Here is a 13,701-nt window from a genome sequence, read left to right on the forward strand (position 1 = left end):
CCTGCCCCCAAGAATAGAACACACGCCCGCGCCCCCGCCGTCGTGACGACAGCGGGGGCGCGGGCGGTCATGCCTCGATCAGGCCTCGATCACACGTCGAAGTACAGCTCGAACTCGTGCGGGTGCGGACGCAGCTGCAGCGGCGCGATCTCGTTCGTGCGCTTGTAGTCGATCCACGTCTCGATCAGGTCCGGCGTGAAGACGTCGCCCGCGAGCAGGAACTCGTGGTCGGCCTCCAGGCGGTCGAGGACGGCCGGGAGGGAGGTCGGCACCTGCGCGACGCTCGCGTGCTCCTCGGGAGCCAGCTCGTAGAGGTCCTTGTCGATCGGCTCGGCCGGCTCGATCTTGTTCTTGATGCCGTCGAGGCCCGCGAGGAGGAGGGCCGAGAAGGCGAGGTACGGGTTGCCGGAGGAGTCGGGCGCGCGGAACTCGACGCGCTTGGCCTTCGGGTTGGAGCCCGTGATCGGGATACGCATGGCCGCGGAGCGGTTGCGCTGCGAGTACACCAGGTTGATCGGCGCCTCGAAGCCCGGGACCAGACGGTGGTAGGAGTTCACCGTCGGGTTGGTGAAGGCCAGCAGCGACGGGGCGTGCTTGAGGATGCCGCCGATGTAGTAGCGGGCGGTGTCCGACAGGCCCGCGTAGCCGGCCTCGTCGTAGAACAGCGGCTGGCCGCCGGTCCACAGCGACTGGTGGACGTGCATGCCCGAGCCGTTGTCACCGAAGATCGGCTTCGGCATGAAGGTCGCGGTCTTGCCGTTCTGCCACGCCACGTTCTTCACGATGTACTTGAAGAGCTGGAGGTCGTCGGCCGCGGCGAGCAGCGTGTTGAACTTGTAGTTGATCTCCGCCTGGCCGGCGGTGCCCACCTCGTGGTGCTGGCGCTCGACCTGGAGGCCGGAGGCGGCCAGCTGGAGGGAGATCTCGGCACGCAGGTCGGCGAAGTGGTCGACCGGCGGGGTCGGGAAGTAGCCGCCCTTGTAGCGGACCTTGTAACCACGGTTGTTCTCGACCGCACCGGTGTTCCAGGCGCCGGCCTCGGAGTCGATGTGGTAGAAGCTCTCGTTCGCCGAGGTGGCGAAGCGGACCGAGTCGAAGACGTAGAACTCGGCCTCGGGGCCGAAGTACGCGGTGTCCGCGATGCCGGTCGACGCGAGGTAGGCCTCGGCCTTCTTCGCCACGTTGCGCGGGTCACGGGAGTACTGCTCACCCGTGATCGGGTCGTGGATGAAGAAGTTGATGTTGACCGTCTTGTCGCGGCGGAACGGGTCGACCCGGGCGGTCGACAGGTCCGCGCGCAGGGCCATGTCGGACTCGTGGATGGCCTGGAAGCCGCGGATCGAGGAGCCGTCGAAGGCGAGCTCCTCGGCCGGGTCGAAGGCCTCGGCAGGGATCGTGAAGTGCTGCATCACGCCCGGCAGGTCGCAGAAGCGGACGTCGATGAACTTGACGTCCTCGTCCGCGATGAACTTCTTGGCCTCGTCGGCGTTCTGGAACATCCAGCTCCTCCTACTCCCGACCGTCCCGCCGGGGTGGTAGTTCGTTCGTGCTGCCAGTGCGGGTGGCACACGCTGACCTCGACCCTAGGGACGGGTGGTTTCTCGGGCGTGACTCATTTGTTTCGCACAAGTTAACCGGCTCACCCTCCACCGTAGCCCGGACACACCCCGCCGTGCCCTGGTCGTTTACGGGCGCAGTACCGTGGACGGGTGGACAACAGGCAAGCACTCGGATCGTGGCTTTCCGGGCCCCGCGCGGCCGCGGAAGAGGCCGGTGTCGACTTCGGATACCGGGGCGAGCAGCTCGGTCTGCCGGAGGAGGGACCCGGTTCGATCGCCCGCCCGGGCCGCCGGCTCGGCGCCCTGGCCGTCGACTGGGGCCTGTGTCTCCTGATCGCATACGGTCTCATCACGCAGAGCTACAACGAGGCGGCCCAGACCTGGGCGCCGCTCATCATGTTCGCCCTGATGGTCCTCACGGTCGGCACGCTCGGCTTCACCCCCGGCAAGCGCCTTCTCGGCCTGCGGGTGCTCGCCCTGGACACCGGCCGGGTCAGCCCCTGGCGCGCCGCCCTGCGCACGGTCCTGCTCTTCCTCGCGATCCCCGCGCTGATCTGGGACCGCGACGGCCGGGGTCTGCACGACCGGCTGGCCGGCACGGTCGAGGTCCGCATCTGACCCGAAGCGCGAACCGACCGACATGAACGAGGGGCGCCCGGTGTGATCCGGGCGCCCCTCGTTCATGTCGGGTACGGGTGTCAGCGAGCCTTCGGCCCGCCCTTCGGCAGGCGCATGCCCTTGGGCATCGGGCCCTTCGGCAGCGGCATGTTGCTCATCAGGTCACCGAGCGCGCGCAGCCGGTCGTTGGTGGCCGTGACCTGCGGGCCGGTCAGCACGCGCGGGAGCTTCAGCATGGTCGTCCGCAGCTTCTTCAGCTCGACCTGGCCCTCGCCCGTGCCCACGACCAGGTCGTGCACCGGGACGTCCGCGACGATGCGGTTCATCTTCCGCTTCTCGGCGGCCAGCAGGGTCTTCACCCGGTTCGGGTTGCCCTCGGCGACCAGGACGATGCCGGCCTTGCCGACCGCGCGGTGCACCACGTCCTGGTTGCGGTTCATCGCCACCGCGGGGGTCGTCGTCCAGCCCCGGCCGATGTTGTCGAGCACCGCCGCCGCGGCACCGGGCTGTCCCTCCATCTGCCCGAAGGCGGCCCGCTCGGCCCGGCGCCCGAACACGATCGCCGACGCGAGGAAGGCGAGCAGGAGGCCCAGGATGCCGAGATAGATGGGGTGACCGATCAGGAAACCGATCGCGAGGAAGACACCGAAGGTGACGATTCCGACTGCCGCGAGTACAAGACCGATCTTCTTGTCGGCCTTGCGGGTCATCTTGTAGGTCAGGGCGATCTGCTTCAGTCGCCCGGCATTAGCAGCGTCCGCTGCAGGTTCCTTCCTCGCCATGCCACGAAGTCTACGTGGCCCCACAAGCCCCTACGACGGCAGTGTCCGCGGGCGCCCCTGGGGGAGGGCCCGGGCGGGGTCAGGGACGGACGGACAGGGACTGCTCGATGACGCGCTGCGTCTCGACCCGGTCCTTGGCGCGGCGGCGGTCCTCCAGCACGGAGGTCCAGGCGTTGCGGCGGGCCGTGCGCTGACCGCTGCTCATCAGCAGCGACTCGACGGCACGCAGGGCGGTCGTGAAGGACGGGATCGCGGTGGCGCGGACGGGCGGCGCGGCCTGCATGGGTGAGGTCCCCCCTCGGGTGCGGGTGTACGTGCTGTGAGTTCAGTGTTACTGATTGGTGTTACCAGCGCGTGACCGACCGGTCAAACACCCATGAAGGGCCGGCGGGGACCGGTGGAACGCCGACGCGGTCCTGACATGTGCCCTCATCTGCGAGGACGGTCAGGACCGCGTCGAATCGGTCGCTACTGGCGAGTAGCCCCTTGTGCGCGAATTCACACGCTTGTCTCGCCCTGTGACGGGCAAGGGAGGTGACGGTTCGTCAGACGGGCTGGGCCGCGACGTGCCCGTCCCGCTTCTGCATGGCCATCTGGTAGAGCCGCCCGGCCCGGTACGAGGAGCGCACCAGCGGACCGGACATCACGCCGGAGAAGCCGATCTGCTCGGCCTCCTCCTCGAGCTCCACGAACTCGTGCGGCTTGACCCAGCGCTCCACCGGGTGGTGGCGCACGGAGGGCCGCAGGTACTGCGTGATGGTGACCAGCTCGCAGCCCGCCTCGTGCAGCTGCCTCAGCGCGTCGCTGACCTCCTCGCGGGTCTCGCCCATGCCGAGGATCAGGTTCGACTTGGTGACCAGGCCGTAGTCGCGCGCCTCGGTGATCACCTTCAGGGAGCGCTCGTAGCGGAAGCCGGGGCGGATGCGCTTGAAGATCCGCGGGACCGTCTCGACGTTGTGCGCGAAGACCTCGGGCCGGGAGGAGAAGACCTCCGCCAGCTGCTCGGGGACCGCGTTGAAGTCGGGGGCCAGCAGCTCGACCTTCGTCCGTCCGGCCTCGCGCCCTTCGGTCTGCCGGTGGATCTGGCGCACGGTCTCGGCGTACAGCCAGGCGCCGCCGTCCTCCAGGTCGTCGCGGGCGACGCCGGTGATCGTGGCGTAGTTCAGATCCATCGTGACCACGGACTCGCCGACGCGGCGGGGCTCGTCGCGGTCGAGTGCCTCGGGCTTGCCGGTGTCGATCTGGCAGAAGTCGCAGCGCCGGGTGCACTGGTCGCCGCCGATGAGGAAGGTCGCCTCGCGGTCCTCCCAGCACTCGTAGATGTTGGGGCAGCCGGCTTCCTGGCAGACCGTGTGCAGGCCCTCGCTCTTCACGAGCTTCTGCATCGCGGTGTACTCGGGACCCATTTTCGCCCGGGTCTTGATCCACTCGGGCTTGCGCTCGATGGGGGTCTGGCTGTTGCGGACCTCCAGGCGCAGCATCTTGCGTCCGTCGGGTGCGACTGCGGACACGACCGGCTCCCTAGCGATTGATTCTTCGGCGTCCTCTAGCGTACGCCCGTTGATTTGAAACCCGACGGTGGTCTCCCGGCCCCTGGGGGCTGCTGCCTCCAGGGCCCCGCTTCGGCCTGGAGGCCTCGTCCTCAAGCGCCGGACGGGCTGACGGCCGCCGGTGTTCTCTCGATCTCCCGGGGCTTCGGCTCCGCGTTCTCCAGGACCTCCCGCAGGTGGCGCTCCACCACCGGCAGGACCTCCTCGATCGTCACGTCCCGACCGAGCTCGCCGGCCAGTGAGGCGACGCCCGCGTCGCGGATGCCGCACGGGATGATCCGGTCGAACCACTTGTTGTCGGGGTTCACGTTGAGCGCGAAGCCGTGCATGGTCACGCCCTTGGCCACGCGGATGCCGATCGCCGCGATCTTGCGGTCCTCCCGGCGCTGGCCCGCGTTGGACGGCGCGTACTCCGGGCCGTTCATGCGCGGGTCGAACTCCTCGTCGTGCAGCCGGGGGTCGAAGTCCAGCGACAGCCCTCCCCCAGCCTCCGGCCGGGGGGACCCCCAGGCGGGGCGCTGCTCGACCGGGTCGCCCAGGATCCACACACCGCTGCGGCCCTCGACCCGGCTCGTCTCCAGTCCGAAGTCCGCGCAGACGCGGATCAGGGCCTCTTCCAGGCGGCGTACATGCGCCACGACGTCCACCGGCCGCGGGAGCTTCTGGATGGGGTAGCCCACCAGCTGGCCCGGGCCGTGCCAGGTGATCTTGCCGCCGCGGTCCACGTCGATGACGGGCGTGCCGTCGAGGGGCCGCTCGTTGTCCGCCGTGCGCCGGCCGGCCGTGTAGACCGGGGGGTGCTCCAGGAGCAGCACGGTGTCGGGGATCTCGTCCGCGAAGCGCGCCGCGTGCACCCGGCGCTGCTCGTCCCACGCCTCCTGGTACTCGACGGCCTCGTCACCGAACCCCATGCGGACGAACCGCAACTCACTCACGGCAAGCGCCTCCCTCGGACGGGTGTGTCAGGCACGTAACGCGCCCAAGCCACTGTACGTCCGGCCCGGACGCGTCAGTCCCGGGGGCAATCCTCACACGATCGGATGAATGTCCGTGAAAATGTGTGATGGGGTGCTTACTCTCCGCTACATTCGCGCCGTTCAGCAAGGCATAAGGCCTGCTCACAGGCAATCCGCGCACATCACGAAGGCCGGAAGGCAGGAGACCGCACCGCAGATGACGGAACGACCCGCGCAGCGCACCCCCAACCGACAGCTCGCCGCGCTCATCGCAGAAGCGGGGTTTTCCAACGCGGGACTCGCCCGTCGCGTGGACCAGCTGGGTCTCGAACACGGGCTTGATCTGAGATACGACAAGACATCCGTCACCCGGTGGCTGCGCGGCCAGCAGCCCAGGGGCACCACCCCGGCCCTGATCGCCGAGGTCTTCACCCGGCGCCTGGGCCGACGCCTCACCGCCCAGGACCTCGGTCTGGACGCCTGCGCCCCCGTCTACGCGGGGCTGGAGTTCGCCGCCACCCCCGAGGAGGCCGTCGACATCGTCAGCGGGCTGTGGCGCAAGGACTCCGGCAGCCACGCCGAGCTCCGCAAGATCGCCTTCACCCCGGCCGGGCTCGTCGTGCCCAGCCGCGACTGGCTGATCGGCCGGGCCGACGAGAAGGTCGCGCGGGGCGAGATGCCCGTGTCCCGCGTCCCGGTTCAGGGCCGTCCCACCCTCCGCCCCACGGCCACGGCCGAGCAGGGCGCCCCGCCCCTGCCCCGCCAGCGCGGCCAGGCCGAACGGGGACCCGGCCAGAAGGTCACCGCCGGCGACATCGCCGCCCTGCGCTCGGTCGGCGAACTGTTCCGCACCCTCGACGACGCCTACGGCGGCGGCCACGCCCGCCAGGCCCTCGTGCGCTACCTGGAGCACGAGTGCGAGCCCATGCTGCGCGGCACCTACGGCGAGCAGACCGGCCGCCGGCTGTTCGCAGCCGCCGCCGATCTGACCCGGCTCGCCGGCTGGACCTCGTACGACATCGCCGCGCACGGACTGGCCCAGCGCTACTTCGTGCAGGCGCTGCGGCTCGCCCAGGCGGCCGGGGACCGCACCTACGGGGCCTACGTGCTGGTCACCATGAGCCGCCAGGCCGTCTACCTCGGACACGGTCGAGAGGCCGTCCAGCTCGCCCGGGTGGCCCAGCAGGGCGTCGGCACCTCGGGACCGCCCGTCGTCCAGGCCCTGCTGCACGCCTCCGAGGCGCGCGGGCACGGAGTCCTCGGTGAGGTCCGGGCCTGCACCGCCGCCCTGGTCAGGGCCGAACGCGCCCTGGAGACGGCCCGGCCCGGCGACGACGTGCCGCACTGGGCGAAGTTCTTCGACGAGGCCCAGCTCGCCGACGAATTCGGCCACTGCCACCGGGACCTGCAGCAGTTCCGCGCCGCCGCCCAGCATGCCGAGCGCTCACTCCAGCTGCGCGCCCCCTCCTACGCCCGCAGCCGCCTCTTCTGCCGCGTCGTCCTCGCCACCGCCCGCCTGGGCCTCGGTGAACTCGACCAGGCCTGCCAGCTGGCCGCGGAGGCGGCGGGCCAGGCGGCCGAGATGCGTTCGGTGCGGGCGGTGGAGTACGTGAGGGACTTCGAGCGCCGTCTGGAGCCGTACAAGGACGCGGCTCCGGTGCGTAACTACCGCGACAAGGTGGCGGCCCTTCTTTAGGGGCGCGGGGCCGTGTCGATGTGCGGCTCCGCCGCGTGAGCGCGAACAACCCCCACGCGCCCGCGGCCGACGAGTCACCTACGCAGCCCGCGGCACAGTCGGCAGCGGATCGGCGACGTGCATCGACCGCCCCGCCCCCAGGTCCGCCAAGATCGCCGCCGAAGCCCGGTGCCCGGAGTGCAAAGCCCCCTGGACAGTACTGGTGTCGCGGTGATCCCCACACACATACAGCCCGGCGATCAACCGCACCGGCCGCCGCAGATCATGCGGCGGCCGCATCGCCGGCACCGCCTCCACCGTCCGGTGCACGGCCAGCGTCTCCCACCGGGCCGTCGACACCCCGTACAACCGCGCCAGATGCATGCGCACAGCCGTGTCGATGTCCCCGCGAGGCCTCCCGAGCACCGTCGACGACACCAGCGACCGCCCCGCCGGTGCCCGGGTCGGGTCGACCTGGCTGACCACCGCCGTGTGCGCGACCGGCCCGCCGAGGTCGGCGTCGAGCAACAGCGACGCGCCCGTCGCCGGTGGCTCGTCGGTCGTGTGGTGCACCACCGTCACCGGGTGGAACTCCGGCACCCGCAGCCCGGGCAGCAGCTCGGCGGCGGCGCGCGCGCCCGTCGCCACCAGAACCGCCCGGCACCGGATCTCACCGTGCTCCGCGGTGGTCACCGAGGTCGTCGAGACGGAGGTGACGCGCACGCCGGTGTGCACCGTGCCCGGCGGCAGTGTGCGTGCCAGCTGCTCGGGCAGGGCCTCCGCGCCGCCCTCCGGCAGGCACAACCGGCCCCGCGCGAAGGCGTGCAGCGCGAGGTCGGCACACCGGCTGGACGTCGTCAGGCCCGGGTCGCACAGCAGGGCGGCGAGCAGGGGGCGCAGGAAGCCGTCGATCGTACGGGCGGGCAGCCCGCGCGCAGCCAGGGCCTCCCCGGCGGGCAACTCCGGTCGGGACAGCAGCCGTTCGGCCGGTGTGCTCGCGAGCCGGGTCAGGGCGGCGCCGAGCCGGGCCTGGTCGACGGCCGTGCCCAGCGGAGCGCCGGGCCGGCTGCGGGGGACCGAGACCTGCCGGCCGGGCACGGCCACCGGCCTCCGGGGCGACCTGGACGCGGACGGCGACCGGGGGGCACTCGCCAGCGCGCGTACCGCGTGCAGTGCGCCCCGTGCGCCCCCTGCGCCCGGCTGGACGCCGGCACGGTGGTGGCGTCCGTCGCCGTGCAGCAGGACACCGGGCGCGAAGGGCCGCAGCACCAGCCCGTCGAGACCGGGTGTCTGTCGTAGTTCCGGATACGCCGTGGACAGCAACTGGCCGATCCTGTCGAGCCGGAAGCCGTCGACCTTCTCCGTCGCCATGCGGCCGCCGACCCCGTGGGCGGCCTCCAGGACCATGGTCGTCACTCCTGCGCTGGTCAGCCGGTGCGCGGCCGAGAGTCCGGCGACCCCGGCCCCCACGACGACCACGTCCGCCTGGTACGCGGGCTCAAGCACGTGCCCCTCCTCGAGGTTGCGCGGGCGCTGGAGACGTCATGCCCTCAACAGGCCGCAGGGATACGCGAGTTCTGGTCGAGGGTAGGACCGTGATCGGTCAGCGGGAGTCGCGCATCGACAGGGCACGGTCGCACGGCGGTCGCATTCGGACGCCTTGTGGGCATCAAGTGGTCGCAGGAGGCTGGTGTGCGGATCGGGGAGGTGTCTCGGAACGTCCGGTCGGATCCCGGACAGGCGGCCGGTCCGCACCGGTCGAGGCCCCGGGGCGGCCGGTGCGTGCCGGTCGAGGTCCCGGAGGGGTGGCCTGTGCGCACCGGTTCAGTCCCCGGGCGGGCGGTCGGTGGGCGCCGGTCGGAGCCTGGACGGGCGGCCGTGCGCCCCGGTTGAGGCCCGGGGCGGGCGGCCGGTGCGCCCCGGCCGGGTCCCCCGGCAGGCGGGCGGCGTGTACCGGCCGGGCCCCGACAGGCGGCCCGGTCCGCCTCGCCGGATGGGCCCGGTCCCGCACCCCGTGGCGAGCCGTCACAGTGCCGCCCTGATCGCTCCCTCGATCTCCGGGAAGGCGAACCGGAAGCCCGACTCCAGCAGACGGGCGGGCAGCACCCGGGCACTGCCCAGGACGTCCCCGGCCATCTCGCCCAGCACGGTCCGCAGGACCGCCGCGGGCACCGGGAACAGGGTGGGGCGGTGCAGCACGCGACCCATCGCCGCCGTGATCTCACGGTTCGTCACGGGGTTCGGCGCGGTGATGTTGAACGGCCCCGACAGGCCGTCGGTCTCGATCAGATGCCGGATCGCGGCGACCTCGTCGTGCAGCGCGACGAACGACCAGTACTGCCGCCCGTCGCCCATCCGCCCGCCGGCCCCTGCCCGGAACAGCGGGAACAGCCGCCCCCAGGCGCCGCCCTCGCGGGAGACGACCAGCCCCGTCCGCGTGAACACCGTGCGGACACCGGCCTCCTGGGCGGGTGCGGTGGCCCCCTCCCACTCGACGCACAGCTCGGGCAGGAAGCCCTCTCCCGCGGGCGCGCTCTCGTCGACCGCGCGCTGTCCGGTCTCGCCGTAGTAGCCGATGGCGCTGCCGTTCACGAAGACCCGCGGCCGGTCCTTCGCGTCCAGCGACGCGACCGCCTCGGCCAGGGCCGCCGTGCCGTTCACCCGGCTGTCGCGGATCCGTTGCTTGTAGGCATCCGTCCAGCGCCGGTTGCCGACCCCGGCCCCCGCCAGGTTCACCACCGCGTGGCACCCGGCGAGCCCGGCCGCGTCCACCCGACCCCCCTCGGGGTCCCAGCGGATCTCCCCGGCCGAGCGGGGCGTGCCGCGCACCAGGCGGCGCACCTCGTGTCCGTCGGCGGTCAGGGACCGCACCAGGGCGCTGCCGATGAGCCCGGACGCACCCGCCACCGCGAATCTTGAATGTTCCATAAATCCATCCTGCCGGGCGGCCCCGTAAAACCTTCGCAAGGCCTCGATCCGCTCGCCGTAGGGTGACGCCCATGCCCGAGCTTCCCGCACCACGCATCCGCACCGCCCGCCCCGAGGACGACGACGAGCTGGCCCTGCTCGACCGGCTCGCCTGGTCGCCCCTGCACGCGGTGAAGCCCGAGCCGCAGCCGCCGTACGCTCCCTTCTTCGGCGAGCGGCACGCCCCCGAGGACTGCCTGGTCGCCGAGCTCGGCGACCGGCTCGCGGGCTATGTCCTCCTCGGTTTCCCCACCGAGCTCGACTCGAACCGGCACGTCCGCCAGATCCAGGGCCTCGCCGTCGCCGGGGAGGCGCGCGGCCGCGGGGTCGGGCGGGCACTGGTCCGGGCCGCCGTCGAGGAGGCCCGCCGGCGCGGCGCCCGCCGCATCACCCTGCGCGTCCTCGGGCACAACACCCCCGCCCGGGCGCTCTACGCGGCCGAGGGGTTCGTGGTCGAGGGGGTCATGCCCGAGGAGTTCCTGCTCGACGGGGGCTACGTCGACGACGTGGTGATGGGGCGCTTCCTGTGAGCCGTGGCTACGACGCGGCCAGCTCGCCCGTGTCCACCGGTGCCGTCGCGCCCGCCGCGCGCCGCGCGTCGGAGGCGACCTCGTCCGCCGTCAGGACGTAGCCCGTCTCGGCGTCCGAGGTGGAGCGGGCGAAGACCACGCCGAACACCCGGCCGTCCGTGGTGAGCAGCGGGCCGCCGGAGTTGCCCGGGCGGACCGTGGAGCGGATCGAGTAGATCTCCCGGGTGGCCGTCCCGTCGTTGTAGATGTTCTGGCCCGTGGCCCGCACCCGGTTCGCGACCGTCGCCGCCTGGAGGTTCAGGTCGCCGTCCTGGGGATAGCCGGCGACGACCGCCGAGTCACCGCGCTCGGCGTCGTCGTCGAACCGCAGCACGGGCGCCCTGAGGCCCGGTACGTACAGCACCGCCACGTCCTTCTGCGGGTCGAAGAGCACCACCCGCGCCTCGTACGTCCGCCCGACGCCGCCGATCTGCACGGTCGGCTCGTCGATGCCCGCCACCACATGGGCGTTGGTCATCACGCGCTCGCGCGCGTAGACGAACCCGCTGCCCTCGCGCCCCTGGGTGCCCGCGACGCCCTCGACCTTCACCGTGCTCCGCTGGGCCGCGTCGGTGGCGGCCGCCGTGACGCTGTCGCCGGTCGGCTTGGCGACCTCGGCCGTCGACTCGTTCTCGAAGGGGTTGAAGACCTGCGGGAAACCGGCCTGCGTCAGTGCGGACGTGGCCCCCGAGAACCAGGCCGGGGTGGTGTCCGGCATCGTCCGCTGCACGGCGCCGAGCAGCCGCGAGTCCCGGATCGCCGAGGTGACCAGCGGCGACGAGGACGCGCCCAGGACGCTCGCGGCCACCCACGCCACGATCAGCACGGCCACCGCGTTGGCCACCGCCCCGCCGATCCCGTCCGCCACCCGCAGCGGCCCCCGGTCCAGCTCCCGCCGCAGGCGCAGCGCGAGGCGTCCCGCCAGCTCGTGCCCCACCACCGCCGGGAGCAGCACCGTGAACACCGCCGTCAGCGTCGCCCGCGTCGTACCGGCCTCCACCAGGTCCATGACCCACGGCAGGATCCACACACCGACGACCGCACCGCCCACGAAGCCCGCCAGCGACACACAGCCGGCCACCAGCCCGCGCCGGTACCCGGACGCCGCGTAGGCCAGGACGACCAGCAACAGCAGGATGTCGAGCAGGTCCACGCACGCCGCCTCTCTCTCGGAAACCCTTAATACGCGGGGGGAGGGCCCGGTGATCAGTCACACGCGCACGGGTGATCGGGAATCGGCCGGGCGTGCACATGGAAAAACGCCGCGGACCGTGACGATGGTTCCACCGGGTGGCACATCACACATCGCGGACGGACCGGATCAGGCCGACAGTGGGACCATGCGTGTCTTCCGAAGACGGCGGGGCGCACGCAGGCGCTCCGCCGACGGGACACCCGGCATAGCCGGCCTGCCGCGCGCGGTCCGCGTGCCGCTCGGCTGCCTGCCGGGCGCCGCCGCCGTCGTGGCGCTGTTCCTGTGCGCCCACGGCGTGGAGAACGCCGCCGACACCGGCTCCCGCGCCGCCCCACCCCGCTCCCCGGCCATGTCCTACACCGCCCCGCGCCCGCCCATCGAGCCGAGAGCGCACTGGCTGGGCGACGCCGCCCGCGCACAGCCACGCCCGCGCTACGACGACCGGGTCGCCGCCGTCTTCGTCCACCACACCGACTCGCCCAACGGCTACGACTGCGCCGACGCGCCCCGCATCATCCGGGACCTCTACACCGGCCAGACCGGCACCCGCGACTGGGACGACATCGGCTACAACTTCGTGGTCGACCGCTGCGGCACCATCTACGAGGGCCGCGCCGGAGGCGTGGAGCGCGCCGTCACCGGCGCCCACACCCAGGGCTTCAACCACCGCACCGCGGGCATCGCCGCCCTCGGCACCTTCACCGAGGGCATGCCCGTGCCGCAGCCCATGATCCGCGCGATCGCCGCGCTGTCCGCCTGGAAACTGGGCCTGAGCGGCACCGACCCGCGCTCGCACGTCCGCCTGGTCTCCAGCAACGGCCTGAGCCGGTACGCGGCCGGCACCACGGCCCGCCTGCCCGCCCTCGCGGGCCACGACGACGGCTACATGACCAGCTGCCCGGGCGCCGCCCTGCATGCCCGCCTGCCCGAGATCAGACAGCTCGCGGCCCGTCTCCAGGGCCGGCCGGACGGTCCACGGCAAGGCCACAGCGAACGCGCAGCGTCCTGACATCCCGGCTCCCTACGGTCGTGTCCACAGACAGCCGACCCGAAGGTGGGGACCATGAACAACGGTCGTACGAAGGCCCCGGGGAACACGGACGTGCCAACGGGGAGCACGCGCGGCCCCTGGGCGGTGCTCTGCGCGGTCATGACCGTCGTCCTGGGGCCGGCCGCGGTCACCGCGTCCGCCCTCGACCAGGCCAACGCGGCGCCCCTGCACCACGCGGTGCGGGCCGAGGGAACACACGCGTACATCGCGTCCGACACCGGCCGCCGCCGGGCCGCCTGATCAGCCCCTGAAGCGCTGCCAGAGCCGGGGGTAGCGCTCGGCCAGCAGACCCTCGTTCTCGAAGTCGAGCGGCGTGCCCTCCGGTTCCGGGGGTGCCGGCGCGATCTCCAGGTCGGGCGCGACCACGCCGGTGAGCTGCTCGTAGGCCTCGTCCGCCGCGTAGCCGAGCTCCTCGCCGTCGCCGTCGATCTCCTCGTCGAAGTCGTCCAGCAGATCGGCGAGCGCGTCCGGGTCGTGCACGGCACCTTCGAACACCTCGCGCCCCTGGCCGATCAGCCAGCACCGGAAGAAGTCGAAGGCGTCGTCGCTCGCCCCGTCGAGCAGCACCCAGGCGGCGCCCCACAGGTCCCAGCGGTAGGCGCGGTTGTAGCGGGACTCGAAGTGCCGTGCGAAGTCCAGGACAGAGTCCGGATCCAGCTGGGCGAGCCGGTCCACCAGCAGGTCGGCCTGCTCCTCCGGGTCGCCCTCGGAGGCCTCCCGGGCGTCGTCCACCAGCTCCCAGAACTCCGTCTCGTCCATCACGGGTCAAGCATCGGCCC

The 13,701-nt window shown here is 72.1% G+C and carries 14 protein-coding genes; 5 read left to right on the plus strand and 9 right to left on the minus strand.

What is annotated here, in order from left to right; genetic code table 11:
• Window positions 1-89: 89 nt before the first annotated feature.
• Window positions 90-1,499 carry a type I glutamate--ammonia ligase gene (glnA, locus tag ABTX60_RS35340; protein WP_352101110.1) on the minus strand — a complete coding sequence of 470 codons (1,410 nt, stop codon included), beginning with the start codon at window positions 1,497-1,499 and terminating at the stop codon, window positions 90-92.
• Between the two features lie 210 nt (window positions 1,500-1,709).
• Between glnA and ABTX60_RS35345 the strand changes: the two genes are divergently transcribed.
• Window positions 1,710-2,177 (plus strand): RDD family protein, encoded by a 468-nt coding sequence (locus tag ABTX60_RS35345; RefSeq protein WP_352101111.1) that lies wholly within the window; start codon window positions 1,710-1,712, stop codon window positions 2,175-2,177.
• 80 nt (window positions 2,178-2,257) lie between these two features.
• Here the strand turns inward: ABTX60_RS35345 and ABTX60_RS35350 are convergent, their stop codons facing one another.
• The 4 genes from ABTX60_RS35350 to lipB all read right to left on the minus strand — a co-directional run bounded on the left by ABTX60_RS35350 (window position 2,258) and on the right by lipB (window position 5,444).
• A complete protein-coding gene (locus ABTX60_RS35350; protein WP_352101112.1) occupies window positions 2,258-2,959 on the minus strand; it encodes a DUF4191 domain-containing protein in 702 nt (233 codons plus the stop codon).
• Window positions 2,960-3,038: 79 nt separating this feature from the next.
• Window positions 3,039-3,242, minus strand: coding sequence for an SCO2195 family GlnR-regulated protein (locus ABTX60_RS35355; RefSeq protein ID WP_030837456.1), 204 nt, complete (start codon window positions 3,240-3,242; stop codon window positions 3,039-3,041).
• Window positions 3,243-3,504: 262 nt separating this feature from the next.
• Complete coding sequence (gene lipA, locus ABTX60_RS35360) at window positions 3,505-4,470, minus strand: lipoyl synthase (RefSeq protein ID WP_352101113.1); 966 nt, start codon at window positions 4,468-4,470, stop codon at window positions 3,505-3,507.
• Window positions 4,471-4,601: 131 nt separating this feature from the next.
• Window positions 4,602-5,444: a lipoyl(octanoyl) transferase LipB gene (gene lipB, locus ABTX60_RS35365; RefSeq protein WP_352101114.1), complete on the minus strand. Its 843-nt coding sequence runs from the start codon at window positions 5,442-5,444 to the stop codon at window positions 4,602-4,604.
• 238 nt (window positions 5,445-5,682) lie between these two features.
• Here lipB and ABTX60_RS35370 point away from each other — a divergent pair, with 238 nt between their 5' ends.
• Entirely contained in the window at window positions 5,683-7,161 is a 1,479-nt protein-coding gene (locus ABTX60_RS35370) for an NsdA family TPR-like regulatory protein (RefSeq protein ID WP_352101115.1), read from the plus strand.
• Window positions 7,162-7,239: 78 nt separating this feature from the next.
• Here the strand turns inward: ABTX60_RS35370 and ABTX60_RS35375 are convergent, their stop codons facing one another.
• Window positions 7,240-8,646: an NAD(P)/FAD-dependent oxidoreductase gene (locus ABTX60_RS35375; RefSeq protein ID WP_352101116.1), complete on the minus strand. Its 1,407-nt coding sequence runs from the start codon at window positions 8,644-8,646 to the stop codon at window positions 7,240-7,242.
• 519 nt (window positions 8,647-9,165) lie between these two features.
• On the minus strand, window positions 9,166-10,068 hold the full coding sequence (locus ABTX60_RS35380) for a TIGR01777 family oxidoreductase (protein ID WP_352101117.1): 903 nt from the start codon (window positions 10,066-10,068) through the stop codon (window positions 9,166-9,168).
• Between the two features lie 71 nt (window positions 10,069-10,139).
• On the opposite strand from ABTX60_RS35380, the gene ABTX60_RS35385 reads away from it, so the two are divergent.
• Window positions 10,140-10,637, plus strand: coding sequence for a GNAT family N-acetyltransferase (locus ABTX60_RS35385; RefSeq protein WP_352101118.1), 498 nt, complete (start codon window positions 10,140-10,142; stop codon window positions 10,635-10,637).
• Between the two features lie 7 nt (window positions 10,638-10,644).
• On the opposite strand, the gene ABTX60_RS35390 is transcribed toward ABTX60_RS35385, so the two are convergent.
• The gene (locus ABTX60_RS35390) at window positions 10,645-11,829 is read right to left on the minus strand and encodes a MarP family serine protease (protein ID WP_352101119.1); all 1,185 of its coding nucleotides are present in this window, start codon (window positions 11,827-11,829) and stop codon (window positions 10,645-10,647) included.
• 274 nt (window positions 11,830-12,103) lie between these two features.
• On the opposite strand from ABTX60_RS35390, the gene ABTX60_RS35395 reads away from it, so the two are divergent.
• A complete protein-coding gene (locus ABTX60_RS35395; protein WP_352101146.1) occupies window positions 12,104-12,880 on the plus strand; it encodes a peptidoglycan recognition protein family protein in 777 nt (258 codons plus the stop codon).
• A 54-nt stretch (window positions 12,881-12,934) separates the two neighbouring features.
• Window positions 12,935-13,162 (plus strand): hypothetical protein, encoded by a 228-nt coding sequence (locus ABTX60_RS35400; RefSeq protein ID WP_352101120.1) that lies wholly within the window; start codon window positions 12,935-12,937, stop codon window positions 13,160-13,162.
• Here ABTX60_RS35400 and ABTX60_RS35405 read toward each other — a convergent pair whose 3' ends face one another.
• Complete coding sequence (locus ABTX60_RS35405; RefSeq protein WP_352101147.1) at window positions 13,163-13,681, minus strand: DUF4240 domain-containing protein; 519 nt, start codon at window positions 13,679-13,681, stop codon at window positions 13,163-13,165.
• Between the last annotated feature and the right edge of the window lie 20 nt (window positions 13,682-13,701).

Origin of the sequence: Streptomyces sp. NPDC126510, assembly GCF_040302345.1 — a bacterium.
Taxonomy (GTDB): domain Bacteria; phylum Actinomycetota; class Actinomycetes; order Streptomycetales; family Streptomycetaceae; genus Streptomyces.

Excerpts from the sequence above, each read along its gene's own strand:
- glnA (WP_352101110.1), bottom strand. The coding sequence starts at position 1,499 with ATGTTCCAGAACGCCGACGAGGCCAAGAAGTTCATCGCGGACGAGGAC.
- ABTX60_RS35350 (WP_352101112.1), bottom strand. The coding sequence starts at position 2,959 with ATGGCGAGGAAGGAACCTGCAGCGGACGCTGCTAATGCCGGGCGACTG.
- ABTX60_RS35355 (WP_030837456.1), bottom strand. The coding sequence starts at position 3,242 with ATGCAGGCCGCGCCGCCCGTCCGCGCCACCGCGATCCCGTCCTTCACG.
- ABTX60_RS35370 (WP_352101115.1), top strand. The coding sequence starts at position 5,683 with ATGACGGAACGACCCGCGCAGCGCACCCCCAACCGACAGCTCGCCGCG.
- ABTX60_RS35380 (WP_352101117.1), bottom strand. The coding sequence starts at position 10,068 with ATGGAACATTCAAGATTCGCGGTGGCGGGTGCGTCCGGGCTCATCGGC.
- ABTX60_RS35385 (WP_352101118.1), top strand. The coding sequence starts at position 10,140 with ATGCCCGAGCTTCCCGCACCACGCATCCGCACCGCCCGCCCCGAGGAC.
- ABTX60_RS35400 (WP_352101120.1), top strand. The coding sequence starts at position 12,935 with ATGAACAACGGTCGTACGAAGGCCCCGGGGAACACGGACGTGCCAACG.
- ABTX60_RS35405 (WP_352101147.1), bottom strand. The coding sequence starts at position 13,681 with ATGGACGAGACGGAGTTCTGGGAGCTGGTGGACGACGCCCGGGAGGCC.